This is a genomic window from Echinicola rosea (assembly GCF_005281475.1).
GTDB lineage: Bacteria > Bacteroidota > Bacteroidia > Cytophagales > Cyclobacteriaceae > Echinicola > Echinicola rosea.
Genome location: NZ_CP040106.1, coordinates 869,776 through 895,623 on the forward strand (window position 1 = coordinate 869,776; position 25,848 = coordinate 895,623).

The following is a 25,848-nucleotide window of genomic DNA, read 5'->3' on the forward strand; positions in this document are numbered from 1 at the left end:
CTGCACTATAACGTACCAATCAATATAATTTAACTTTTTTTAAAAACCGTTAGTCAGGACCATAAGAAGGGTGCAACGAATAAGAATACTTTTTAACTCAAAATAAGCAGCGATTAGGTTTTGTTTGCACCTGCTATTGTATGTAGCAATTATGCATAAGCATTCCATAGATTGGAAAATCTAGATGGTAGTTCGATTTAACACGACACAGCTACCGACGGAAAGAAGCAAAAGTTATTCTGGGAGTGTTATCTCAACTCTGTCCTTTCCCTTCCCGGGGGCTAGCCCCCGGGAAGGGAAAATTTTTCACTAAATAATTAGGTTTCCGTATTGATGTCCAACCGGAGGCTTATTGAGCTATATTTTAAATACTTGCAGGAGGATTGGTGGTATTTGGTGCCCGTCTTGGTCACATAAACCGTCTGACCATATGCCTGGGCAAATGCAAAAAATAAAGCTAGGTAGAGTAGGAGAAGGTGTTTTTTCATCATTATCAAATGGAAGAAATTTTATATTGATACAAACCATCCAAGATATAAATCAAAAAACAAGTAAAAAATACCCCACATGGGGTATTTTTTAGGTTAATTAATTCTGGTATAATTGGGGTTTGGAAAAACATAAAGTTGGTATTTAATCTAATGAAAATAAATGTTATTAGAAAAACCCCATCTATAGTATGGATTTGGTTAGTTACTTTGATTTTTTTCAAATGTACTTTTCGTCCTCACGATGAGTACATCTCATCCATTAAGCCACCAGAACCAATCATGGTAAGCTTCATAGTGAATGATCCAGGGTTTAAAGATCCCTATTACCTTCTACAGCCGACCAGACTTCACTTCCGATTGAAAGAGTTAGACCATAAAATTATTTCTAGCGAAATTAAACTTGATGGTTCATTGATAAATTCTACCATTTACAAAAATAGTATTGATTTTATATTGAATTCAGAATCGATGGAAATTGGAGAGCATAGAATAGATATGGTTCTTCATGTGGACACTGAATCAGGAAGTTTGGCTAATGTGGCAGGTGCTGAATTTTATGTCATAAAACAATCATTTAAGGTTATTATTGACCCGACTCCACCTGAATTTGATTCATATCGAGGAGGTTTTGAAAACGGTTACTTAACTTATAGATGGAATGGTCCAGATTCCCAAAGCAATTTTATCTATGAAATCCTCCGTCACGGTTTACGAGATACTTTAATTTACGATCCCCAAGCAAACCATTTTATAGACTACGGATATGTAGGTGGAGCCCAAAGCAATATGATAAGAGCCAAAGGGTTTGACTTCAAGGAAGTTATTGGAAGCGATGAGGTGTATCAAATACCTGCTGATTTTAAACTCACAAAAGATGCGGAAGGAATGGTTCGGCTTGTTTGGTCCAATAGTGTTATAAATACAGAAAAAGTACAGATGTCCATTATGGAATATTCGCTCTTTGATAGTCCAAAGCCATACCCCTATTCATCAAGTGGAGAAATCCTAATCGGCAAACCAGGTTTTATGCAGGAACTTCATGTAATAATTAGCTTATACAGAACCGGTTATCTATCTCAAAAGGCTAGCATTTCGGTGGATTTAAAGCCAACTCCAAACCTTAAACCATTTATTGCTTATGCGATGCTGAAGGAGAGAAACAAACTATTGATTACAAGTAATGAAACTATGTACCGATATGATCTCGAGGGTTTTGTGCTTGAGGACAGTCTTTCTTTAAATGACCAAGGTTTGAACAAGAATCTTTCATTAACCGTATCTCCTGATGAATCAAAGGTTTTTATAAGCGATGATTATGGTCATTTAATCAGTTTTAACCCTATTGACTTTAATGTTACCCATCATAAAATAGAACCTACGATTGAAAAATTTACGGACCAAAATTCTCTGCTGACTACCGTCAAACTAGGCAATGTTACTGATAATGGCCTGCTCGCCATGAAATTTTGGAAGGGAGACCACTATGCTATGGTTTTAGATACCAATGGTGGTGAGGTTTTATGGCATTCACCACCTAGCAACCACTATGCTCCCACGGTCTCCAATGATGGAGAGTATATTGCGGTGGACCTTGGTGTACCCTATGCCAATTACGAGGGGTGGATATTAAAACTCAAAGATGGTCATTATCATCCTATGGGTAAAATTGACGGGGGAGACCATGCCTTTCTACCTGGTGGAAAGGAGGTAATGTCAATTACTAGGCAAAGCGAACTGACACACTATACTGATGGAGATTATATAAGAGTCTATAACTTGATGTCCCCCCCACAGGACACCAATAGCACGTTTAATAGATTAAGGGATTTTTCCATTCCCTATAAATCAGGCTTGAATAAAATGGACTATGATCCCATCACAAATTTAATAGGATTTACTTATTCTGATAATATAGACTTGTTTGACTTAAACACCATGCAATTCGAGCAATCTTTTAGTGGACCATTACTCCAATATTCAAACGGCCACCTTTTAAATAAGGCTGGTTTTATCAAAACTGCACCATGAAAGTATTTGTTTTCGTCCCTTTATTACTTTTATTCTCTTTAAGCTATGCTCAAGAAAGTAACACACTAATGTTTCGGGTAGGAATGGGAACCTATTCAATGAAATCTCAAAAGTTATTCCAGCAAGATTTCATGAAAAACTCACCAATTCCATATGCTAAGACACATACGTTTCCACCCTTCGCTACATTTGGTAGTGCTTTGGGCTTTAACGTTTCAAAGCATGCATCTATCGGACTCTGGGTAGAATACACTTCAACTGGTGGTCGTTTGCACTATCAGGATTACTCTGGTCATGCTTTGATGGATCAGGTTTTGAAATCTTTTCAAATTGGTCCTTTTATGCAGTATAGAATCAACAAATCAGTAGAATGGCCCATATACTTAACCCTACATAGTTCTGTAGCATCTATAAGTGAGGAAATGACTTCTGAATTTGAAATAGAAGATAACTTTGAAAGTGAAAACTATAAATTAAAAGGAATAAATTATGGTCTTCGTCCAGGAATTATAATTGCTCATGAAGTGAAACCGTTTATTATCCAGTTTGGTTTAGGTGGAGAAATCCAATTTCATGGTGACATGAAAGTCGTTTCGGATAATGATATCACTTTTAGGACATCAGATGGGAACAACTTAGCCTCCCAATGGGACGGTTTAAGAATGACATTGGGTATAGGTTTTAAACTGTAGTAAAATTAATTTCCAGATGGACTTAATGATTTATCCTTATGCAGTGTTGTCTTCATTGCTTACTCCACGAACGATTTTTACTTTAATTGGAATTTTCCTAATTGGTTGTACTTCGAAGAAGTCCCATGAACTGGAAGTGATTAATGCTACATTTATGGATATGGTAGGGACTTACTACTACAACGAACCGCAACCACCACCGCCATATAAGCCAATTCATCCGGACTCTATATACAACGAGATTGAAGGCGAATTGGAACTAACTATTGAACTGGACGGAGTTGAATACGAACCCAAGGATAGTTTGACTAGGGCAAAAGAATGGAAACTACAACGTGACAGTTTATTGGACGAATTTCACAATTTCGATTGGGCCCAATACGACCAAGACTCAATGGAATGGCATGAACTTCTTAACAAACCCAAGAGAGATAAACGTAATATTATCTTACAAATTAATGAATCGTTGATTGTGCCTCGATTTGATTTTCTTGACTTGTCTTATGAACTAACTAAAGAAGGATTTAAAACGAACTTTCAACTTGATGATTCCTGGAGGACTTTGACAAGTAAGTTACTTGAATCCAAATTGAACAAGGAACCTTTTAATTTTCAAGTACTTTCTAATATTGGGGATTACGAACTTAGACCTGTCAATTTTGAACCATCTGAACAGGATCGTGTTGTCGCAACTCTAACATTTTCAAGGGTCGTTTTCAATCAAGGCAAGAATCAGGCTTGTTATTATTACAAGGAATATTGTGGGCGTAATTGTGGATACGGCTATCTGGTCTTTGTTGAACGAATTAATGGAGAATGGAAACTGAAAGCAAAGAGACAACTTTGGATTTCTTGAAATTAAAACTGAAGGTAATCGTGTAGACGGTCTCGCCAATCGGTAAGTTGACGAGGTGCGCCTCTCACACCACCTTATCCCGATTTTCGGGTGAGACAAATCGATAAATTCAGAAATGCATATAAGGGTTTGAGGCTGGAAACAGCCCGTATTTAATTTGTTTTTATTACGCTAGTCAGAAATGAAAAATAATTACTTAAAGATTGATTCCAATGATTTAAATGTTGAATTAACTTTTGTACCCCGTCCACCAGTAGCAATAAAGTTGGTTTTGGTGTTTATTTGCTTAATTGTGATTACTGGGCCATTACTTATAATTTCTCAAGCAGAAGAAAGAGAACAGGGACTAATTTTCTTGGGTGCTTTGGTTTTTTATTCGGTGATGTGTTTTGTATTAGGCAGATACACCCTTTAGAATTTGTTTGGTGAGGAAAGACTGATTGTAAGTACAAAAGCAATAAATTATCAGCATCATTACGGTTTTTTTAATACACCATGGAAACCGGAGAAGTTTAATAAAATCTATCTGGCATTTAGGAAAACTCACGAAATTGAAAATCAAACCTATGGAAGAGTTGATTTTGTAACTGATGATGAAAATGGAGTACATACGATGCTATACACTACTTCAATTGTAGTGAGCGAGGAAGAAATCAATAAGACAATTGATAAGATTGATTATCTTTTCGTGCAGGAAAATTTAAGCACATTTGGACTGATTCATGAAAATTAAAGTCTGCACACACTAACTAAGCAGTCTGACGGCTGCAACAGCCCGGTCTGAATACAGTGTTGAACGAATTGATGCAGCGTATGGCATGATCTTAGAGAAAGCCTTTTCCCCATTTTATATTTGGAGTTTTGGGCTCAAAAAATACAGTTCTTGTGCAGCCCTAAGAATGGAATGAAAACCATGAAAAAGTGTTTATATTCTCCAAAACAATCCAGAATTCGTACACCTCGTACGGCTCGTACCCCTCGTACCGTACGAATTTTACGAGGGGTAAATAATATTCCAAAACATGCAAAGGAATTCAATCCTAAATCAAAGGTTCGTTTTCTGAAATTTGTCCATCTTCATGTAGGTCGATTTTCTGCTTTTTACATCAAAAGGAAAAAAGACCATTCAAAAATTCGAATTGAAAAACTGGCTTATCTGGCAATATGAGCCGATTTTGAATAATGAGATTCAAATAAATTCAGCGCTATAAAACCAAAATGAACCTGTCCCCCTATTTGTCCCCCTTTTTTCATAACACACTGTTTACCAGTATTTTTAAATAGCCCTGTTCCCGCTACTAAACAATTAGTTGATCATTCATGGTCAACTTTTTGTGTTTTATAGGGTTTGTGGTGCAGTTTATAAACCTCATTTGATTCAAATCAATTCCAATTGGTTCCAAATGACTCAAATTTGTCCCCCTTTTCACCTGTATTCCAAATCAATTTGAATAGAACAAGAATTTTAGCATGAGTTTTCAAATGATAATGTTCTATTATTTGTAAACTGCTATTTCAAGCCTAGTTTTTCTTTTTGGTCAACCATAAAAAGCGTTAGTCAAAAGCAAAAGAGGCAACCGTGCAACGAATAAGGATACTATTTGATGCAAGATGATCAACGATTAATTTTGATCAGCAACGAATAAAGTTTATATTCGTTGCAAACAGTGCATTGAATGAAAGCTTTTATACATCAAAAAGATAATTGGCCGGAATTTACCTGGAACAGTAATGACTTCCTGGACCTGTTAAGTGAGGCAAGAAATTTACAGGGTAGGCTTATTGGAAAAATGGAAACATTGGGTTTCGATTTGAGAAATGAGGCGCTACTTGATACATTGACCCTTGATGTATTAAAATCATCGGAGATAGAAGGCGAATTCCTTGACCCTGACCAAGTGCGTTCATCAATTGCACGTAGACTGGGTATGGAAGTAGCAGGAGCAGTGGATGCTGACAGAAGTGTTGAAGGAGTAGTAGAAATGATGCTTGACGCTACCCAAAGATGCTTTGACCCATTGACAGCTGACAGGCTTTTTGACTGGCATGCAGCTTTGTTTCCAACAGGAAGAAGTGGGATGTACAAAATTACCGTAGCAGATTGGAGAAAAGATACTACTGGGCCTATGCAGGTAGTATCCGGGGCAATGGGGAAAGAAAGGGTTCATTTTCAAGCGCCTGATTCCAACCTGGTTGAAAAAGAAATGACCCGATTTCTAGATTGGTTCAACAACAGTAAAATGGACTTGGTAATGAAAGCAGCAATCGCCCATTTATGGTTTGTAACCATCCACCCTTTTGAAGATGGAAATGGAAGGATAACAAGGGCATTGACGGATATGCTGTTGGCGCAAGCTGACAAAAGTAACCAACGTTTTTACAGTATGTCTGCCCAGGTTCGGTTGGAAAGAAAACAGTATTATGAGATATTGGAAAAAACGCAAAAGGGGAATTTGGATATAACTGATTGGATGGTTTGGTTTTTAAACTGTTTGATCAACGCTTTAAGGTCCACGGATTTAATACTTTCAAAAGTTCTGTTCAAAGCAGATTTTTGGCGGAAGCACATAGATACTGCAATAAATGACCGACAAAGAAAATTATTGAATAGGCTAATGGATGGTTTTGACGGGAAATTAACCTCCTCCAAATGGGCAAAGATCGCAAAGTGCTCTAAAGATACAGCAGTTAGGGATATTAACGACCTTATTGAGAAAGGAATCTTGCAAAAAGAAGCAGCAGGAGGAAGAAGCACCAATTACGAATTGATAGGAATGCCAGCTGGTAATTGAGTAGGCAAAGGGGGATCCCACCCCTAAACGGGAGTGTTATCTCAACTCTGTCCTTTCCCTTCCCGGGGGCTAGCCCCCGGGAAGGGAAAAAATTCTCACTAAATAATTAGGTTTCCGTATTGATGTCCAACCGGAGCCTCCCCTCAAATTTAATGGCCAACTGCTGGACTGTCAAGCTCCAGTTCTGTAAAGGGGTCGTCCATTTTTTCTCGATCCGCTGCGTGGCCAGATAGACCAGCTTTAGAAGTGCCATGTCACTGGTAAATGCCCCTTTGGTCTTGGTCACCTTTCTTACCTGCCGATGGAAGCCTTCCACCGCATTGGTGGTATAGATCAGCTTCCTGATGGGCGGTGTATAGGCAAAGAAGGCACTCAGCCTCTCCCAGTTGTCGTTCCAGGAACGGATCACTATGGGGTATTTCTTCCCCCACTTTTCTTCCAGTTCCAACAATGCCGATTCGGCCAGGTCCTTTGTCTCGGCCTTATAGATCTTCTTCAGGTCACCGGCAAACTCCTTTTGGTTTTTGCTGGCCACGTACTTCAGGCTGTTCCGGATCTGGTGGACCACGCAGAGCTGGATCTCTGTTTTCGGGAAAATCGACCCGATCGCCTCGGGAAAGCCCTTAAGGTTATCGGTACAGGCGATCAGGATATCCTGTACTCCACGGTGCTGTAGATCGCTGAGTACCTGTAGCCAGAAGTTCGCCCCCTCGCTTTCGGAAAGGTACATGCCCAGTACCTCCTTCTTCCCCTCACGGTTGATCCCTAATACATTGTATAGGGCCTTATGGCGTACCTTCCCTTCCTCACGTACCTTGAAGTGCATGGCATCAAGCCATACAATGCAATAGACCTCTTCCAACGGCCTGTTCTGCCACTCCTTGACTTTCGGGACGACACGGTCGGTAATATCGCTTATCACCTGCGTGGAGACCTCCGTATCGTACATTTCCTTGATGTACCCGGAGATGTCACGTAAGCTACTGCCAAGCCCGTACATCCCTATGATCTGCTTCTCAAGGTTATCGGCAAGGATACGCTGGCGCTTCTCGACGATTTTAGGTTCAAAGCTGCTGTGACGGTCCTGGGGCGTCTCGATCTCCACTTCTCCCAAGTTGCTCTTCACACGCTTGCTGCCCTTGCCGTTACGTTTGTTGCCTGCACTGTGGCCTGCATCTTCATCCCGAAGGTGCTCGTCCATCTCAGCCTGGAGGGCTTCCTCCAAAAACTCCTTCAACATCGGAGACAGCGCACCGTTCTTGCCGAACAGGGACTCTCCTGATAAAAACTGGTCAAGTACTTTCTTCTTAAATGCTGATTCTTGTTCTTCGCTCATAACACTCTATCTTATAAACTTTAATTGATTTTCAAAGTCTCAGACAGAGTTTAGATTACAGTCTCCCCTAAACCTCACATAGGACTATTTCCTGCAAGTATGTTTGACAGGCTGTGAACCTCTTGGTTCATAGGGTGCATATTATGCAGTCGGTTAATAGTCCAACAGGGTAGAATACTTTTTTACGAATGGAGTTAAAAGCATGAACAAGCGTTTAAAATTTCTTTAAAGCATTGCAGGAACCATACCCCTCGTGCCGTGCGAAAAATAGTAGACGGAAAAATGCACACACTGTGTGCACAATTCAATTCCTGATGTCTCTTGAAGCAAGTGACACAGAGTGGCTAAGATGAGTTTCTATTTTGAAAACTCTTCAATATTTTTAAGCGTCCATTGATCAATAAGCTTTGAGAAACATTGTAGCAATCAAAAACCTGACAGTGTTTTACCAAATCCAGATTCATAAACAAGTATTGAAGCCTGTGTTGCGGTTACCAAAAAACTCAAGTGAAAAAGTTACTCTCGTTATGAACTGAAGGCTTCCCTTTCTGCAGTCATGGAACCATTCCCTATTCGGATGAGGCGCCATGGTTCGAAAGCCAGGCTTGATACCCACCAACCGTTCAGGCTCATTACGCGATTACATTTTATTTCAAATTACTGCACTACAACGTACCAATCAATATAATTTAACTTTTTTTAAAAACCGTTAGTCAGGACCATAAGAAGGGTGCAACGAATAAGAATACTTTTTAACTCAAAATAAGCAGCGATTAGGTTTTGTTTGCACCTGCTATTGTATGTAGCAATTATGCATAAGCATTCCATAGATTGGAAAATCTAGATGGTAGTTCGCTTTCTTTCCATTTGGCACCATCTATTTTAATTTCTTCTTCGGTTGTCAGTGGTAATAACTCATTTGTTTTATCATAATATACTTCTGCGATTATGTCAGAGTGTATTAATTCGGTCAATTCTATGATTTCTTTTTTTAAGATAAAGTTTACATCTAATATTGAATTATTATAAAAGACTTCCCCTTTTGAAATTAGCCATGAAACTAATATTGCGACAGTTTCAATATTGCTAGATTTAAGGATTATAAATGAAGCTCCAACAACATCCCAGTTTATACCATCCCTGATTAACTGGTTGAATAAGTTGTCTAATTCGATTAATTGGTCTGGCGTTAGTTTTATTAAATAGTCCTTAAAAAGACCAAGTTGATTTTTATAGCTACCACTACTTCGTTGATCAAGGTCTTCGATTAGTCCCCAGAACTTTTCTTTGTCAAACAATTGATAGTTTTCTCTTGTTTTTCTGTTCTCCAATAGTTTTTTCAGGTCACTTTTTCTTCTTTGATCATAGTATTCGTCAGCCTCTTTGTCTTCCTTCTGTCTTTTTACAAATTGATAGACTCCACTGCAAATTATGATGGCCCAAATTATGTACGTAAAATCTGACATTTTATATTTTTTGTTAGATGTAACTTCTGCTATTTCATTAGATATCTTTTTCTTCAATTAATTCAAGCTGCAGTTCAGGCTTCAGGGTGATTTTTATGGTATAGTTTTTAGAAGTTATCATTAGTCTTTTCTCTTCTTTTCTATCACTTAAGATAGATAGTGTTGAAACACTACTTAATTGGATATTTGACAATTCTATAGAATTACTTTTGACAAAAAACTTTACTTCTCCATACGAAGGACAAATTTTGACAGTAAACGATTGATTTTTTGCATTAAGATACTGATAGGTAGATTCATTGTAGAAAAATGGGACCTCATGCGAATCCAGGGATATTGGCTCGCATTCAAAAAATGACATTAAATCTACTTCGTCTGGATATTTCATTCTATTATTGACTACAACACTTGTATATACTTAAGCTGATTACGTATATTATAACTTCACTCTGCCAACATCAATAAACGTTTACTTTTATATAAATATAAAACCGATAAGTCCATAAAACTACACCATCTCCCAATATCAAAAAATACCCTAAACAAGGTATTTTCAGAAAGAGAGTGACGTAAAACCAATGGTTGATCTATTTCCAAATGGATTATCTGGCCAATTAAAGATTTTGGAGACACCGTGGTCAAGGCGTGTGAATGAGAAGCTGCATAGTAAGAGTAGTATTATTATCAAAAATGGCTATTGCCAATTCTAATTTAGTGATTTTAACCAATTTCAAAAGTTATTGCAATTAAAACCGAGTAGTCTCAACCTGTGAGAACTCTTAGGCTCTAGGAAGCTTAAGCACTGTTGACTAATATGGCCTATGCTAAGAATTAGATGAAAACCGTGAAAAAGTTTTAAAGTCCTTTAAAACAATCCAAAATTCGTACACCTCGTACGGCTCGTACCCCTCGTACCGTACGAATTTTACGAAGTGGAAATAATATTCCAAAACGTGCAAATGAATTCAATTCCAAATCAAAGGTTCGTTTTCTGAAATTTGTCCATCTTCAAATAGGTCGATTTTCGGCTTTTTACATCAAAAAGAAAAAAGACCATTCAAAAATTTGAATTGAAAAACGGGCTTATATGGCAATAAGAGCCTCTTTTGAATTTTTCGATTCAAATAAATTCAGCGTTATAAAACCAAAATGAACCTGTCCCCCTTTTAAACCTGTATTGTCACTCAATTTTTGGGAGGTGTAGTTTCCAGATACACACTAACAAAACGACATTGATAAACCGAGGAAAAATTCTTTTGGTGAAACTACACCCATAAAAATACAGTTTGATCCAACATTTCTGACCTTTCAGTTTGTAATACATACAGATCAACCCTCTTTTCTCCACCCAACCGCACTAGTAAAACAAACGTATTTTCTTCAATAACCTATAGCAACTGGTATATCTATCTATTTTTTACTGCCATTTTGTCCTTTACAAAGGTTTGATATTTAATTATTTGTGTATGTATTACATAATTTAATATATTTACAGCATTATAGTCGTTATTGTTTTCCTGACAATGACGACACATAACAGCCACATACTTATTCCCTACGAAGCTATATATGTTGCAAGACATAGACCTATTTTATGTATCCCTTTCATTGGTGCCTGCACTATTCAACATAGCCATATTTTGCTATATCTTTTGGATATACCCCAGTACCCGAGAAACCAATATTTTCCTTTTATTTTTGGTCTCTTTGATTGTTTGGCAAATCCAAGACACCTTAATGAGGTTTAATGTTGATCACGAAACAGCATGTCACATTTCACGCTCATTGGATTTTGGATGGATGTTCTTAGGTGCATTGATACTCCATTTTATCTGTTTTTATATCGACCACTCCGTCATCAAAAACCGCTCCTTCCTCATTATTATTTATGGTATTTCGGGAATACTCTACATTTGCTATTTGGCCAATCTGGACGAAGTAGTCCTTAGCTATGATGAAAACTGGGGATACATCACCGGAATCCGTCCAGGTTCTTATGATCTGCTGAGCCGTGCCTGGGTTGCGCTATTGGCCTTGGCCAGCCTGGGCATATTGATAAGGGAGTATTTTAACAAGGAAAACTCGCCTATTATGCGAAAACAAATCTTGGTATTGTTCTTAGGCACATTTTTACCTGTTCTTCAAGGAGTGATTACCCAAGTCTATTTTTCCGCTATGGGCAAGGCCGATATACCGGTAACCTCTACTAGCCTTACCTGTTTTTCCTTCGCCTCCGTTATAGCACTCCGGAAATTCAAAATGTTTGACGTATCATCTTCAATCGCCTCTGGCAAGATCGTACGACAGATCGAAAATGGCGTAATCGCCCTATCTCCTGAACACAAAATTGTTTACCTCAACCCTAGCGCCTGTAAATTATTCGGAGTGGACATGCATAACGGGGACTTCGGCACACTAAAGGCTTTATTTTCTACAGAATCAGATTATAAAAACTTCTTAAATGATCTTGGGTTACAACTGAGCAAAAGAAAAATGGAAAGCTGCAGCACCAAACTGATTTCCAAAAACGGCAAGCCACTACAAATACTATTTACTGCAAGTGCATTTGACTACGGAATAGGCAAGAAAGGCTCCCTTGTTATCTTTAATGACATTACCGAACTAAAGGAAGCCAATCACGTCATCCAACTGGTCAACAAACGCTACGACTTTATCACCAGAGCCTCTGAAGAAGCTGTTTGGGAGTGGTCTTTCAAGGACCAAACAATCTTTTGGAACGAAAACTACGAAGGGCTATTTGGCCATAAAGCACCTCTTGGCAAAACCCCTATCCAGCATTGGGCAAACCATTTGCACCCGGAGGACAAAGACCATGTATTGGGCAAAATAAAAAAGCATGTTTCCCAAAAACTGGAAACGCGCTGGGAAGAAAGGTACCGTTTCCGCAAAAGTGACGGCACATATGCAAATGTATTTGATAAAGGGTTCATCATCTATGACGAACATGGAGAAGCCATTAAAATGGTCGGCACGATGCAAGACCTCTCCAAAATCAAAGCATATATAGATCAAATCGAGCGCCAAAACCAAGAGTTTTCTGAAATTACCTGGATGCAATCCCACGAAGTAAGGGCTCCATTATCCCGGCTGATGGGGATGGTTGATTACCTTAAAGAATACGGATTCGATGAAGATGCAGACAAACAGTTTTTGGATGAAATGGCAGCATCATGCAAGGAATTGGATCATATAGTACACCGCATCATCGACAGGGCCCAGAAAGTAAGAAATTGAAAATCCTTTTCTAAAAGCCACGGTGCTCAATCCTCACCCTGACCTTTGATCTTTTCATCAGTAGAGTCCATCAAAAAACGGATATTTCTTCTGAGGCCGGACAGCTTCGTCCGCTTAACGGCAGATTTCTGAAATACTTTGCTAAAGGTCTCTTGCGTAATCTCCTCCCAATCGCGCCTGGTCATTTCCGGAATTTCCGGATGCGGCCGGAATTCGGGCTCTTCATGGGGCCTGGCAAAACGGTTCCAGGGACACACATCCTGGCAAATGTCACAACCAAACATCCAGTTGTCAAATTTACCCTTCATCGAAGAGGGCAGTTCATCTTTCAGCTCAATGGTAAAATACGAAATACACCGGCTTCCGTCCACCACTCCTGGCTGGACAATGGCATCCGTGGGACAAGCGTCTATGCACCGCGTACAACTGCCACAATAATCCTTGGTAACGGGATCATCAGATGTAGCCTCAAGATCAATGATCAGTTCAGCAATAAAAAAGTAACTCCCCATGTTTCGGTTGAGCAGCAAGCTGTTTTTGCCCCTCCAGCCCAATCCTGCTTTCTCAGCCCACTGACGCTCCATGACAGGTGCAGAATCCACAAAAGCCCTGCCTTCCACATCGCCCACTTCCTCCTTTAGCCGATGCAGGTATTCCTTCAGTTTATCTTTGATGACAAAGTGATAATCCTTACCATAAGCGTACTTGGCGATTTTATAATCCTTCTCGCCTTCGGGCAATTTATTATCGGGATAGTAATTATATATAAGGCTAACCACGGAATTGGCTCCCTCCACCAGCTTGGTAGGATCCAGCCTTTTGTCAAAATAATTGGCCATATAGGCCATTTTTCCTTGATAATGGTTTGCCAACCATGCTTCCAACTTAGGCGCCTCATCTTCCAAAAATCCTGCTTTTGCAATCCCACAAAAATCAAAACCCAACGATCGTGCGAGTCGCTTGATGATTGCCGCATGTTTATCTTCTTGAATCTTTGCTGCCATTACCACTGCTCCATTTTATCCCAGCCAAAAAACCACCCCCAAAACGTTATTCCCCAAAGAGGCTACCGCTTTGACCGCCAAAATGAGGGCGGATATTAAGATGCTTATAAGCCAATTCCGTGGCAATTCTCCCCCTGGAGGTCCTTTTCAAGTAACCTTCCTGGATCAAAAAGGGTTCATAAACCTCCTCAATGGTTTCTCCTTCTTCTCCACATGCCGTGGCGATGGTCGATATCCCAACTGGCCCTCCTTTAAATTTCTCAATTATGGTGGTAAGGATTCGGTTATCCATTTCATCAAGGCCATTTTCATCCACATCCAAGGCATCCAAGGCCACTTTGGCGATCTCGAGGGTGATGGTACCATTTCCTTTGATATCTGCAAAATCGCGGGTCCGTCGTAAGAGCGTATTGGCAATCCTAGGCGTGCCTCGGCTGCGACGGGCAAGCTCATAGGCCGCCACTTCGTCAATAGGCGCTCCCAAAATATGGGCAGACCGCATAACTATGGTGGTCAGCAGTTTGGAATCGTAATATTCCAACCGCGCATTGATCCCAAATCGCGCACGTAAGGGTGAAGTAAGCAGGCCTGATCTGGTCGTGGCCCCAATGAGGGTAAAGGGATTTAAGGAAATCTGCACCGAGCGGGCATTGGGCCCTGAATCCAGCATGATGTCTATCCGAAAATCTTCCATGGCCGAATAAAGGTACTCCTCCACAATGGAATTGAGTCGGTGGATTTCATCAATGAACAGCACATCACCCTCGTCCAGGTTAGTCAGTAGTCCTGCCAAATCGGATGGCTTATCCAATACGGGACCTGAAGTAATCTTCAAACTGGAATCCAGCTCATTGGCAATAATATGGCTCAGGGTGGTCTTCCCCAGGCCGGGAGGACCGTGTAAAAGTACATGATCCAGGGACTCCCCGCGTTTTTTTGCAGCCATCACAAAAATCTGGATGTTGTCCACGATCTTTTGCTGCCCGGTAAAGTCATCAAAACTCAACGGTCGCAAGGCTTTTTCAAAGTCCTTGTCTGTCTGGCTCATGTGCTCATCATCACCCTTAAGATAGTCTTCTCTCATATTTACTGGTTCCTCCTCTACAAATATAGGAAATGTTTGCATCCTCTAGGCATAAGTGGAACCTCGGAATGGCCAACTCCAACCAGCTACTGGCACCTATTGGTGACGAAAAGCAATAATTCTTGATGGATTATAGGTTTTCCAAATTCATCTTTCTACCTTTGCAGCCGAAAGGAGGTGTTATATATGATCGTAGTAAACGTAAAAGAGAACGAATCAATCGAAAAAGCGCTAAAGCGTTTTAAGAAGAAATTTGACAGAACCGGAGCAATCCGTGAACTGAGATCTCGTCAGCATTTTGAAAAGCCTTCTGTAAAAAGAAGAACAGAAGTGATCAAAGCTTCTTACAAACAACGACTGAGAGACGAAGAAGGTAAATAATTAATTTTCCTTCCTGAAAATAATTGAGCATATTGGTGTAAGAATTACATCGATATGCTCTTTTCTTTTATAAACTATCTTGAACACGAAAAACGGGCCAGCGCACACACGGTACTTGCCTATGAAAAAGACCTTGAACAGTTCAAGGAATTTTTAAAACTGTCCTTCAATACGGAAGACATCACCCAGGCCGGTCATGGTGAAATCAGGGCTTGGATCGTAGATTTGGTAGAGCAACAGCTTTCTGCCACTACCGTCAACAGAAAAATGGCGACATTAAGGTCATTTTATAAATTTTTGCTCCGGTCAGGAGAAATTTCCAAAGACCCCACTTATAAATTAAGGGCCTTAAAAACCCCAAAGAAGCTTCCCGAATTTGTCCAGGAATCCACCATGGAGCAATTACTCAATGAAGTTACGTACGAAGCGGATTTCGAAGGACAGCGTGATAAAATGGTCATGGAGTTTTTATACATGACTGGAGTCCGACTTTCAGAATTGATCGGATTAAGGTGGGCAGACATCAACCTATCGGATAAAACGGTAAAAGTTTACGGAAAAAGAAAAAAACAACGAATAATACCATTAACAGACATACTTTTAGGAAATATTATTTTATACAAAAAAGAATTTAAAGAAACATTTTCAAATGTAAACGAGAGTGATTATTTTATCGTTACTATTAGTAAAAAGCAAGCATACCCTATGATAATTTACCGGATAGTGAGGAAATATTTAGACCTTTTTGCGCAGACGTCCAAGCGTAGTCCTCACCTTCTGAGACACACTTTTGCGACGCACCTGCTCAACAAAGGGGCTGACCTCAATGCGGTAAAGGACTTGCTAGGACATGCCAACCTTGCGGCTACGCAGGTTTACACACATAATTCTATGGAAAAACTGAAGGCTGTGTTTGATCAAGCACATCCTAAAGCCTAAATAAAAGTTTAACTTTTAAAACGTTAATACTATGAAATTACAAATGCATTCAATCCATTTCGACGCAGATCAAAAACTGATTGATTTTATCCAAAAAAAAGCTGACAAGCTGGATACGTTTTATGATCACATAATAGACGGTGAAGTATTTATGAGGCTCGACAAAAATGAGAACAATAAGAACAAGATCGTTGAAATCAAATTGAATGTGCCCGGAAAGCAGTTGTTTGCCAAACATCAGACAGACAGCTTTGAGGGAGCTGCTGATGAGGCTATCGAGGGCCTCCGGAGACAGATCAAGAAGTTCAAGGAAAAAATGGTACTCGCACGACAATGACAATATAACCCAATTCCAAATAATGCAATGACAAACCCGCTCAAGTGAGCGGGTTTTGTTTTTTTAACGTAGCCATGATTTTTACTTAACGCACTTGTAATGAGAAGCTTTTACCTTTGGTACAGTAACATAAAGCGATGAAAAAGAAATCTATACCGGACGTTTACCTTTTCTTTTATTTTTTGACTTTTATTATTGGCGGGATTGTTTTATTAAATGTGCCCAAAGGGGATTACGAGCTTTTTATTAATCGGCATCATTTTTTAATGGCCGATTTATTTTTTTCTATAATCACCCATATCGGGGACGGATTGATATTTTTGGCTGTATTTCCCATTTTACTTACGTACCGGCTCGCTCACGGCCTACTCTGTGTGTTTAACGCCGCCATCCATATGGTGCTTTCAGTGGTCCTTAAGCGGTTGGTTTTTGTCCATTCACCACGTCCGGCAGAATTTTTTAAGGACATCGACATCGTGCAGGTAGCTGGCGTACCCATGTATCACTGGCACTCCTTTCCTTCGGGCCATACTGCTACAGCCTTTGCCCTCACCACCATGCTGGCCATGCTCTACCCCAAGCGACATCGCCTACAGCTGGGATTCCTACTCGCAGCGGTACTGATTGGATTTAGCCGAGTTTACCTAATGCAACATTTTATTGCTGATGTACTGGCCGGCTCTGTATTGGGAGTGAGCTCGGCATTTGCCGCCAGGGCCATCGTGAGGATTTACTTTAAAGGAAAACCTTACAAAAAAGGCTTGCTCCGAAAGAAAAAAGTAGCGCTTTCTGAGCTAAAACCAGGCTATCAGCCGCTCCGAATCCGGATCAAGCCTTGGAAATGGCCCTTTTAGCAAACCTGCTTATCACCAGCAATTGACGATCCATAGCGAGCACAGCTATCAACAAGTATATAGATTTTAAGCAACGAACATCCGTTAGCCTAAAAACCTCAGTTCGATTATAAAATCGTCACTGCGAGGCTTAGAGGAAGATTTGAGGGGTGGAAGCCGTGGCAGCTCGCCGCGGCGAGTTGCCACACCCTTTTCCGACCCACATCCTCCTTAAAAGGGTTTGCAATGACGCTTTTTATACTAAAATTAAGTCGAGCTCAGGTTAAAAGCTAAGCTCTAACAGGCAGATAAGTGAATAATTTTAAAGTAGATTCGGTCCACAACAGATAGGCCAATACATGTTTCAGGATCAATGCTGTTCAATTAAGGGCATATCCTCCTTTTTATATATCAAGGAACACCTTTTTTGATTGACTTTGGCCACGTAAACCTAATCACCTTGGTGGCTTTACCCTTTTCCATTTTTTCCTTGAAAGCCTTCGGGGCAGGCTAATGATGAAAAAAGAAATAAAAAAACCTCCCCGATCACCGGGATACCGGCTCGGGAAGGCTTTCGTTATCATTAAACCATTTAAATTTCTACTCGGCAAGCGGGTCGAAGGTGCCATCGCCGCTAAAGCTATTCCAGCCCACAGTTTGCTCTAGGTATGGTGAAGAGCTCAAAACATCTTCATTTAATCCTATGAAATAATACTCCGGATACCAGTGAAATTCCCAATTGTTATTGGTTGGATCCAAATCATCTTTGATCTGTACCTCATAATAATTGTCATAGAGATAATCCAAATATTCCTCTTCTGTTTCTATACCATCCGGGTATTCCTCCGGTGAACGGTCAATAATCGGAGCATTACCATCAGCATCAGCAATCATAGGGTCAGCATCCCCGCTGTATGAATTTCCAGCTTGGTCTTTGACCACCACATAAATACCCATTCTTCTCATTCCATTAATTGGTTCAAAACCCAACCTCTGGGTGTACCCAAATTCATCATCCATCAACAACCACCTTCTAAGGTCCCAGAATCTCCTTCCTTCAAAGGCAAATTCTATCTTACGCTCTTCTATTACTTTGGCAAATGCTTGGTCCTTGCTCAAGCCAGATCCCAACCCGTAAGTTCCGTCAAGGTTTTCTACGCCTGCACGCTCCCTGATCTCCATGATGGCATTCAACCCTTCTTGGATATTGCCAATACCGATAGCAGACTCGGCAATATTCAAGACTACTTCTGCAAAACGAATCTCCATAATATCAGTTCCACTAAATGCAAAATTATCAGCACTTGAAGCATTTGGATTGGTAGACTTCTTCATATAAATACCACTGGAGTTTGCTCCATTAGTTTCTGTGGTTTTATTTGGTGTTTCATCACCTTCAGAATTATACCACCTATAGCTCCAATGTCTATAGTCACCATCTTCATCATAAGGCCATAGGGCTCCATTGAAGGCAAAGGTATGGTAAAACCTAGGATCTCTATTACGGTAGAAATGGTTGAGATCATATTCATAGTTTGGTGACTCTGCGATCGGACGACCATCTGCCATAGGGAAAGAATTCACTAGTTGTATCGTCGGTTCCATCCTGCCATCACCTCCTAGGTTCCTTGGGCGGCAAGCTTTCTCCCAACCATTGTTTTTCTTTATTTGATCTGATGAGGTATCATTAAATCCATAGATCATTACTGCTTCAGGATTATCCACTTCTTCAAACCACATATTTCCCCATGCTTGACCATTTTCAAGATTTCCTTTTTTGTATAGTCCGAAGCCATTCCCTTCAAGGATACTCCTTGCCTCGATTGAAGCATCATATGCCAATTGCCATCTGGATGGATCTTCATCTCTATTGAATAAAGGGCTGGCCCAAGTCACTAATACGCGGCTCTTGAAGGCCGCTGCAGCTCCGCTGGTAATCCTGCCCCAGTCATCACCAGTCCATCTGCCAGGCAATAATTCTATTGCCATATCCAAATCAGCCACAATCTGATCAATACATGCTTTTGTACTGCTTCTTGGAACTTGGGTTTCTTCCGCATCGGCAATAATTGGATTTTGAGGTTCCAATACTAAAGGCACTCCTCCATACAGCTTGACCAAATCAAAATACTGCCAAGCCCTCCAAAAGTACATTTGACCCTTAAGTTCATTTCTTAGCTCCTCTGGAAGTCCGTGCTGGTCAATTTCTGACAAAAAGAGATTAATCTCCTTCATACGGGTCCAGGTATTGTTCCTAATACTGGTGCCCATGCGCTCTCCAAAATATTCCAAGGCATGATCCTCGGTAAAGGAAATTTGGGAATACTCTTGATTTAATGCACTTCGACCAGGCATCTCATCGGTGTTTTTTGAAAATTCGAATCCTCCAAAAAGATCCCAGATCAGATTCCGCCCATTATCTCCTGGTGAAAACAAATAGTAAACATAATCTACGTAAGCTTGAGCCATGTGAGGATCTTGAAAGACCTCTTCATTTACTCCAGTCAAATCCTGCTTTTCCTCTAAGAAATCATCATTGCAACTGGCCAACACCATTATACTTAGTGCAAAGCCCCATATATAATTCATTTTCTTCATTGCTCTTTAAATTTTGGGTTGTTAATAAAATTAAAGGGAAAGATTTAAGCCCAAAGAGTAGGTTCTTAAGACTGGATAATTATCCCATGACCCTCCGACAGAGCTTTTATAACTGAATGGGTTATAAAAATTAACGGGGTTCAGAATATTGAAATATATCCTTGCGCTACTGATCTTAAGTTTATCGGCCACATGCTTTGGGAGCCTATAACTCACATCCACATTTCGCATGGCCATCCTGAACCCACTAACTCTCCAAAACTCTGACCTTGGATTAAGACTTATATCTTCCCAATATGGATTAGGAAAATTCCCCGTTGGGTTTAGCTCAGGATCGTAAATATCTCCCCAAAATGCTGGAACACTTTCGTAGGAATCTGGAATCTCTTGCTCCATTGCTTTTCTTGCATCGTACTCAGACCATCCACCAAATGAACCCGCGATCACCGCATTCAAGCTGAACTGTTTGTATCCTAGCTTAATGGTCATACCATATCCATAGTGATTGGATTCTCTTTTGGCCAATTGAACTTGGTCATTTTCGTCGATAATCCCATCAGGTTCTGCAAACGTTCCGTCCGACTGCAATTGCCCCCTTACATCGCGGTAATAAAGCATTCCTGGTTTAAGCTCATCTACGACAGTACCAAACACTTGTGTGATGTCATATTGTTCTACATAAGCATCGATATCCTCTTGACTTTTGAACATACCTAAGTAATCCATTCCCCAAACCCCTCTATCTGTAGAAGCGTTAGGTTGGGCATTCCAAGGATATAAAACATCAATTTCATTAAAATTGCTGACTTTAACTTTGTTGTCATACCAAGAGAATCGGCCGTCTATCCCATAACGGAAATCTCCCACTTGGTCATTCCATCCAACAGAAAGTTCATACCCAAAGAAATCAATTTCACCGAAATTTTCAGCAGCCACTGTTCCACCTACGGTTACTGGGACATTACCAGTCCTTTCCATTAAAAGGTTGGTGCCCTTGTTATAAAAAGCTTCTACCGTTGCTGACAATCTACTGTTAAGGAACCTGGCGTCAATCCCAAAATTATTTTTGAAATCATCACTCCAAGTAGCGTCTCTGTTAGGGGATGACTCCATCTTCATACCGATTCCTGCATCATTATCACCACCAAACACGGCTCCCTTACCATTTTGAAAGGTATATCGCTGTCTCCACTGCCAAGCTTTGGTATCATCCTTTCCAAGTAAACCGGCAGAATACCTAAACTTTAAGAAATCTATCCACGAAGCGGTAAAAAAGTCCTCATTAGAAATGATCCAGCCTGCTGACAATGAATAAAACTTACCCCAATAGTTTTCCGGTGCAAATTTGGTCGATGCATCTGATCGAAATAAAAACTCAGCCAAATATTTATTTGCAAAACTGTAATTTACCCGACCTATATAGCCTAGAGATCCTGATTCAGATCCTCTGGTCCAACCGTCGATTTCGCCAAATGCTGAACTAAACTGTCCATTGGTAAAGCTGGCAGGTTCTTCTTTTCTTACCCACTCATTGGAATTCTCTGCCTCAGCTCGTTCTATACTGAACAATGCACTGACAGAATGTTGACCAAAATCATTAGCGTAATTCACCGTGAAATTGGTTTGGGTAGAAATAAAGTTATCATTTGAATAATAGAGTCGGTCTCCGTTTTTATATTCCCTACTTCCAGAAACTTCTGCTCCATCATAGATATGACCATACTCTCCTAGGCCTTCAAACTGATACAACCTGTAGCGAGTTCCTACTTGAGTTCCTCTACTACTTCCCATATTCCTGCCGTAAGAGATCCTTGCCTTAAGGCCTTCCAAGAAGGGCATCTCATACTCAGCGAATAAATTAACACTCATGTTCATATCCGTATCAGTAGCAAGGTTATCCAACTCCTGAATTTCGAAAAAATGATAATCTCCAGTTCCACCATCAGGTAAATCCACAGGGAAACCATTGACATATGGTGGGATATAGCGTGGTGTCAACAAAAGGTTTTTATAATCATTCTCATCATTTTCACCACCTATCTTATTGAACGTCTTAGTCTTATCCGAATAGTAACCCGCAACCTGTAAACCAGCTTTCAACCCATCCGCAACTTCAATATCTGCTCCAGCTCGAAAATTCCATCGATCATAATCTAATGTGCTTAAATTTCCATCTTGGGTAAAATAGGAGGCACTCGCAAAATAATTTGCCTTGTCTGTCCCTCCACTTACATTAAGATTATGTCTCATATTGGAAGCGGGAGACCATGCTTGCTCTAGCCAATCGTAATTTATTGTTCTAAAATGATCTAATTCATCCTGTGAAAAGATATAATTTTCTGGTTCACTATCCGCATATTCTCCTGATCCATTAGGTCCATTCATGATATTATAATACCTCCCAAAATCATACGCACTAAGCATCTTAGTTCGATAGGCTTCATCGTTTACTCCATAGGAGCCACTATAGCTAAATCTTGGCTTGCCATCGCGGCCTCTCTTAGTAGTGACGATCACCGCACCATTGGCTCCCCTAGAGCCATAAATGGCTGCTGAAGCATCTTTCAAGAAGGAAATACTTTCAATCTCAGCCGGATCCAAATTGTTAAATCTAACATTGTCATTACTACCATCAGCAGCAATCTGAATCACTCCATCAATAACGTATAACGGAGAGTTATTTCCCCCATCTTTTGAAAAAGACTGAGGATTCCGAATGGTCAGCGAAGCGGCAGTACCTGGGCGGGTATTTCCTCCACTCACTCCTACACCTAGTACCCTGCCTGCAAGAGCAGCACTTAAGTTGCCTGTAGGCAGATCTTGGAATTCTTCTGGATCGATCGTCTCTACTGCACCAGTAAGATGTTCCTTTTTCACCTCTCCATAACCTGTCACTACCACTTCCTCTAACGAATTGTCATCTAGCTCCAAGGTGATATTTATTACCGATTGCTTGCCTACAATTACTTGCTGCTTTTCAAATCCAATAAAGCTAAACTGTAGTGTTTCGCCTTCTTCTACATCTATCGAATACTTACCGTCCGCATCCGTTACCGTTCCTTTGGAAGTTCCTACTACCGAAACGGTTGCGCCTGGAAGGGGACCACCTTCTTCGTCGGTCACGGTACCGGTGATGGTCACCCTCGCTTCAGCACGGGTCACCTCAGCGGTAGCAGTGGAGGCCGCCTTGACGCTGATGCGGTCATTCACTTGCTGGAATGACAGCTTATGGGAAGCGGCCAGCTGCATAAGAACTTGCTCAAGGCTTTCATTGGCCACCTGCATGGTCACCGGAGCAAGCTTGCTGACCATGCCTTTGTTATATACAAACGAAAAATCCGTCTTGGCCTTGAGCGTGGCCAACACATCCTCCATTGAAGCATTGTTTGCCTCTAGGCTCACCATAATTTCATTCAGGTCTTTTGGGTCTTGGTTTGCATACCCCTCGGCATGCAAGGTGCTGATCAAGAACACCTGTAATACCAACCCTACCAGGCATAACCTGCCCAGGCTGTAAAGGCTGTATAACTTTTTCTTCATAATCATTGGTATTTAGGTTAATTGTTAATGCTGCAGATCGGAACTTTGTCAGACCCAACCTTCAGCTTTTTCATTGGGAATAATTGTTGTTTTGGGTTATGTTATCATACTGACTAATGCTAATTGAATTGAATGGTTACTTCCTTCTGATGAATGTTAAAATCAAAATCAAATGAATAAGAAATGCTTTGAAGCACATTTTCCAGATTATCCCGGTGAAATTCCCCCGAGACCCGTAGCGCAGAATGTTTATTTCCTTCTGCCTTTATCGTCACACCATACCATCGTTCGAGTGCCTTTATGACATCCGCCAATGGCTGGTCATCAAAATACAATGTCCCTTCTGTCCATAACAGGGCAGTCCTTTGGTCAAATTTCCCTTTAGCAAAAACCTCGGAAGATGCCAAGGCCTGCTCTCCCGGGTCCAAGTAAATCCTGTCCACCTCGGCATTGACCTCGGGCTGCAGCTCCACCTTTACTTTTCCTTCCACGAGTTTCACCTCGGTGGCCTCCCCTTCAAATGCCGAAACATTAAAGGCTGTCCCCATTGCTTCAGTCATCAGCGTCCCGCTGTAAACCCGAAACGGCAACAACGAATCACTCGCCACCTCAAAATAGGATTCACCCGAAAGGATTATGTCCCGATGTGCAGTTCCGAAACCCGCTCGGTAACGGAGTTTACTCGCTGCATTCAGGACCACACTGCTTCCATCAGGTAGGAAGACTTTCTTCTTCTCGCCCGGCAGTGCTTCCCGCTCGACCCAAGCCAGCTCTTCTTGGCCAATGCCATCCTGATGGGTTATGTTGTCCAAATTGCTGATCAAGGCAGCACCCGCTACCATCAACAATAGGATCACCGATACCTTTAGCCAAATAAACTGATGTGCCCTAGCAGGATAATGCTCACGGAACTTGCCCTTTAATGGCCGATCTTCCGCCCGATCAATCGATGCATTGATGGAGCTCAGGAGCCTTTTTTGGTCAGCATTATGCCACTGCTCATCCTCCACATTTTCTCTTTCCAAAGCCTGTAGTATCTCCTTGGCATCGAACAATATCCCTGCTTGGTCGGGATATGCTTTGAGCCAATTTTCCCAGTACAGGCTCCGCACATTGCCTTTTCCAAGTACCCAGTCCCGGAAAGATTCGTCCTCAAGGAAATCTGCTATATGTTGGTATGGTTTATCCAAAATTCTATTTGCCCTTTTATATCAAGGGGAGCATTTGATCAAAATCTCATCACGATCCACAGACATAAATTTCATTTTTACACAAAATTCAAAATTCCCCTCTATAGATTATTAGTTTTGTAACGCTCCTGCCTTAAAGATCAAAAAACAACAAACTATTTTGTTTGATAATGCACCCTTTCTCGGAGGGATTCCTTGAGTAGTTTGATGGATTTGAAAATCAGGTTATACAACGCTTCCACACTAATGCCCATCATATCGGAGATTTCCTTGTAGGTCAAATCGGCAAAGAAACGAAGGTAAACCGCTTCCCTTTGCCGCTCGGAAAGGTTCTTAATGGCTTTATATAGCTTTTGGTTGGACTCATTCTTTCCTTGCTGTAGGATGATCCCTTCCATGTGTGAAGCCTCCAAAAGATGGTCAGGAGCAAAATAGTCCATCGGCTCTTGCAGACGGAACCTGGACAGCTTCCGGATAATTTCCCTTCTGAAGGCGGTGAACAAGTAAAACTTGATAGACGTATCGATACTGGTGGTCTTGCGCTTGTGCCAAAGGTCCAAAAACACATCTTGGATGGCATCCTCCACCACTTGACGAGCGCTGGTAAATTTCTGCCCGTACCGGAACAGGTCTTTGGAATACAGGTTAAAAGAATAGCCAAACGCCTTCCTGTCATCCGCCGAAATCAGCTTCCATAATTGCGTATCGTTTAGTCCTTCATAATTCATTGGTTCTGGGTTTTGATTCAGCATGGTCTCTTCTGACCCCATCCTACACTTCAGATCAAGCTGCAAGACTAATAATTGAAAGAACTACAGTTCATTGGGTTTTTGTAGCTTATACAAAGTTATTTTCCACAAATAAAAAACCTCCCTGTACTTACCTGCTGCCATAAGCATGTATCCGCTTAAATGCAATTTTTTCCAAAAATCATAAAATTTATAGGTTTCTTCAGCTGATAATCAAGCCCATGAGGCATCGATGTTCAGGATTTGTAACCCCGAACTGAGATAATGGAGATTTGAA

The 25,848-nt window shown here is 40.8% G+C and carries 21 protein-coding genes; 12 read left to right on the top strand and 9 right to left on the bottom strand.

All coding sequences use genetic code 11. From position 1 onward, the window contains the following. Positions 1-641 precede the first annotated feature (641 nt). From FDP09_RS03645 to FDP09_RS03675, 7 genes are all read left to right on the top strand, one after another. Positions 642-2,519: a hypothetical protein gene (locus tag FDP09_RS03645; RefSeq protein WP_137401350.1), complete on the top strand. Its 1,878-nt coding sequence runs from the start codon at positions 642-644 to the stop codon at positions 2,517-2,519. Continuing rightward, complete coding sequence (locus FDP09_RS03650) at positions 2,516-3,211, top strand: hypothetical protein (RefSeq protein ID WP_137401351.1); 696 nt, start codon at positions 2,516-2,518, stop codon at positions 3,209-3,211. Before FDP09_RS03645 ends, FDP09_RS03650 begins: the two co-directional genes overlap by 4 nt. A 16-nt stretch (positions 3,212-3,227) precedes the next feature. After that, on the top strand, positions 3,228-4,067 hold the full coding sequence (locus FDP09_RS03655; protein ID WP_137401352.1) for a hypothetical protein: 840 nt from the start codon (positions 3,228-3,230) through the stop codon (positions 4,065-4,067). A 181-nt stretch (positions 4,068-4,248) separates the two neighbouring features. Next, the gene (locus FDP09_RS03660; protein WP_137401353.1) at positions 4,249-4,482 is read left to right on the top strand and encodes a hypothetical protein; all 234 of its coding nucleotides are present in this window, start codon (positions 4,249-4,251) and stop codon (positions 4,480-4,482) included. 3 nt (positions 4,483-4,485) lie between these two features. Then, complete coding sequence (locus tag FDP09_RS03665) at positions 4,486-4,800, top strand: hypothetical protein (RefSeq protein WP_137401354.1); 315 nt, start codon at positions 4,486-4,488, stop codon at positions 4,798-4,800. A gap of 180 nt (positions 4,801-4,980) precedes the next feature. Next, the gene (locus tag FDP09_RS03670; RefSeq protein ID WP_137401355.1) at positions 4,981-5,235 is read left to right on the top strand and encodes a hypothetical protein; all 255 of its coding nucleotides are present in this window, start codon (positions 4,981-4,983) and stop codon (positions 5,233-5,235) included. A gap of 508 nt (positions 5,236-5,743) precedes the next feature. Then, positions 5,744-6,859 carry a Fic family protein gene (locus FDP09_RS03675; protein ID WP_137401356.1) on the top strand — a complete coding sequence of 372 codons (1,116 nt, stop codon included), beginning with the start codon at positions 5,744-5,746 and terminating at the stop codon, positions 6,857-6,859. Positions 6,860-6,965: 106 nt separating this feature from the next. Here the strand turns inward: FDP09_RS03675 and FDP09_RS03680 are convergent, their stop codons facing one another. The 3 genes from FDP09_RS03680 to FDP09_RS03690 all read right to left on the bottom strand — a co-directional run bounded on the left by FDP09_RS03680 (position 6,966) and on the right by FDP09_RS03690 (position 10,049). Beyond that, on the bottom strand, positions 6,966-8,195 hold the full coding sequence (locus FDP09_RS03680; RefSeq protein ID WP_137401357.1) for an IS256 family transposase: 1,230 nt from the start codon (positions 8,193-8,195) through the stop codon (positions 6,966-6,968). An 809-nt stretch (positions 8,196-9,004) separates the two neighbouring features. Then, entirely contained in the window at positions 9,005-9,718 is a 714-nt protein-coding gene (locus tag FDP09_RS03685) for a DUF4240 domain-containing protein (RefSeq protein WP_137401358.1), read from the bottom strand. After that, the gene (locus FDP09_RS03690) at positions 9,699-10,049 is read right to left on the bottom strand and encodes a hypothetical protein (RefSeq protein WP_137401359.1); all 351 of its coding nucleotides are present in this window, start codon (positions 10,047-10,049) and stop codon (positions 9,699-9,701) included. The genes FDP09_RS03685 and FDP09_RS03690 overlap by 20 nt, the downstream gene beginning before the upstream one ends. 1,181 nt (positions 10,050-11,230) lie before the next feature. Here FDP09_RS03690 and FDP09_RS03695 point away from each other — a divergent pair. Then, positions 11,231-12,916 (top strand): PAS domain-containing protein, encoded by a 1,686-nt coding sequence (locus FDP09_RS03695; RefSeq protein ID WP_137401360.1) that lies wholly within the window; start codon positions 11,231-11,233, stop codon positions 12,914-12,916. A gap of 26 nt (positions 12,917-12,942) precedes the next feature. Here FDP09_RS03695 and queG read toward each other — a convergent pair whose 3' ends face one another. Continuing rightward, positions 12,943-13,920 carry a tRNA epoxyqueuosine(34) reductase QueG gene (gene queG / locus FDP09_RS03700; RefSeq protein ID WP_137401361.1) on the bottom strand — a complete coding sequence of 326 codons (978 nt, stop codon included), beginning with the start codon at positions 13,918-13,920 and terminating at the stop codon, positions 12,943-12,945. A gap of 46 nt (positions 13,921-13,966) precedes the next feature. After that, complete coding sequence (ruvB, locus tag FDP09_RS03705) at positions 13,967-15,004, bottom strand: Holliday junction branch migration DNA helicase RuvB (RefSeq protein ID WP_137401362.1); 1,038 nt, start codon at positions 15,002-15,004, stop codon at positions 13,967-13,969. Positions 15,005-15,190: 186 nt separating this feature from the next. Between ruvB and rpsU the strand changes: the two genes are divergently transcribed. The 4 genes from rpsU (at position 15,191) to FDP09_RS03725 (ending at position 17,515) form a co-directional block, all read left to right on the top strand. Beyond that, positions 15,191-15,385, top strand: coding sequence for a 30S ribosomal protein S21 (gene rpsU, locus FDP09_RS03710; RefSeq protein ID WP_015264664.1), 195 nt, complete (start codon positions 15,191-15,193; stop codon positions 15,383-15,385). Positions 15,386-15,439: 54 nt separating this feature from the next. Next, positions 15,440-16,324 (top strand): tyrosine-type recombinase/integrase, encoded by an 885-nt coding sequence (locus tag FDP09_RS03715; protein WP_137401363.1) that lies wholly within the window; start codon positions 15,440-15,442, stop codon positions 16,322-16,324. A gap of 31 nt (positions 16,325-16,355) precedes the next feature. Further along, positions 16,356-16,661, top strand: coding sequence for a ribosome hibernation-promoting factor, HPF/YfiA family (gene hpf / locus FDP09_RS03720; RefSeq protein WP_137401364.1), 306 nt, complete (start codon positions 16,356-16,358; stop codon positions 16,659-16,661). A gap of 266 nt (positions 16,662-16,927) precedes the next feature. After that, positions 16,928-17,515, top strand: a complete 588-nt coding sequence (locus tag FDP09_RS03725) for a phosphatase PAP2 family protein (protein WP_229683387.1) — start codon at positions 16,928-16,930, stop codon at positions 17,513-17,515. A 579-nt stretch (positions 17,516-18,094) separates the two neighbouring features. On the opposite strand, the gene FDP09_RS03730 is transcribed toward FDP09_RS03725, so the two are convergent. The 4 genes from FDP09_RS03730 to FDP09_RS03745 form a co-directional block, all read right to left on the bottom strand. Next, positions 18,095-20,092, bottom strand: a complete 1,998-nt coding sequence (locus FDP09_RS03730; RefSeq protein WP_137401366.1) for a RagB/SusD family nutrient uptake outer membrane protein — start codon at positions 20,090-20,092, stop codon at positions 18,095-18,097. A 30-nt stretch (positions 20,093-20,122) separates the two neighbouring features. After that, the gene (locus tag FDP09_RS03735) at positions 20,123-23,632 is read right to left on the bottom strand and encodes a TonB-dependent receptor (RefSeq protein ID WP_137401367.1); all 3,510 of its coding nucleotides are present in this window, start codon (positions 23,630-23,632) and stop codon (positions 20,123-20,125) included. A gap of 119 nt (positions 23,633-23,751) precedes the next feature. Beyond that, positions 23,752-24,822: a FecR family protein gene (locus FDP09_RS03740; RefSeq protein ID WP_137401368.1), complete on the bottom strand. Its 1,071-nt coding sequence runs from the start codon at positions 24,820-24,822 to the stop codon at positions 23,752-23,754. 155 nt (positions 24,823-24,977) lie between these two features. Continuing rightward, positions 24,978-25,550 (bottom strand): RNA polymerase sigma factor, encoded by a 573-nt coding sequence (locus FDP09_RS03745; protein ID WP_187328787.1) that lies wholly within the window; start codon positions 25,548-25,550, stop codon positions 24,978-24,980. Between the last annotated feature and the right edge of the window lie 298 nt (positions 25,551-25,848).

Coding starts and splice junctions, on each gene's coding strand:
- FDP09_RS03645 (WP_137401350.1), top strand. CDS start 642: ATGAAAATAAATGTTATTAGAAAAACCCCATCTATAGTATGGATTTGG.
- FDP09_RS03650 (WP_137401351.1), top strand. CDS start 2,516: ATGAAAGTATTTGTTTTCGTCCCTTTATTACTTTTATTCTCTTTAAGC.
- FDP09_RS03655 (WP_137401352.1), top strand. CDS start 3,228: ATGGACTTAATGATTTATCCTTATGCAGTGTTGTCTTCATTGCTTACT.
- FDP09_RS03660 (WP_137401353.1), top strand. CDS start 4,249: ATGAAAAATAATTACTTAAAGATTGATTCCAATGATTTAAATGTTGAA.
- FDP09_RS03670 (WP_137401355.1), top strand. CDS start 4,981: ATGAAAAAGTGTTTATATTCTCCAAAACAATCCAGAATTCGTACACCT.
- FDP09_RS03675 (WP_137401356.1), top strand. CDS start 5,744: ATGAAAGCTTTTATACATCAAAAAGATAATTGGCCGGAATTTACCTGG.
- FDP09_RS03680 (WP_137401357.1), bottom strand. CDS start 8,195: ATGAGCGAAGAACAAGAATCAGCATTTAAGAAGAAAGTACTTGACCAG.
- FDP09_RS03690 (WP_137401359.1), bottom strand. CDS start 10,049: ATGAAATATCCAGACGAAGTAGATTTAATGTCATTTTTTGAATGCGAG.
- FDP09_RS03695 (WP_137401360.1), top strand. CDS start 11,231: ATGTTGCAAGACATAGACCTATTTTATGTATCCCTTTCATTGGTGCCT.
- queG (WP_137401361.1), bottom strand. CDS start 13,920: ATGGCAGCAAAGATTCAAGAAGATAAACATGCGGCAATCATCAAGCGA.
- ruvB (WP_137401362.1), bottom strand. CDS start 15,004: ATGAGAGAAGACTATCTTAAGGGTGATGATGAGCACATGAGCCAGACA.
- rpsU (WP_015264664.1), top strand. CDS start 15,191: ATGATCGTAGTAAACGTAAAAGAGAACGAATCAATCGAAAAAGCGCTA.
- FDP09_RS03715 (WP_137401363.1), top strand. CDS start 15,440: ATGCTCTTTTCTTTTATAAACTATCTTGAACACGAAAAACGGGCCAGC.
- hpf (WP_137401364.1), top strand. CDS start 16,356: ATGAAATTACAAATGCATTCAATCCATTTCGACGCAGATCAAAAACTG.
- FDP09_RS03725 (WP_229683387.1), top strand. CDS start 16,928: ATGGCCGATTTATTTTTTTCTATAATCACCCATATCGGGGACGGATTG.
- FDP09_RS03730 (WP_137401366.1), bottom strand. CDS start 20,092: ATGAAGAAAATGAATTATATATGGGGCTTTGCACTAAGTATAATGGTG.
- FDP09_RS03735 (WP_137401367.1), bottom strand. CDS start 23,632: ATGAAGAAAAAGTTATACAGCCTTTACAGCCTGGGCAGGTTATGCCTG.
- FDP09_RS03745 (WP_187328787.1), bottom strand. CDS start 25,550: ATGAATTATGAAGGACTAAACGATACGCAATTATGGAAGCTGATTTCG.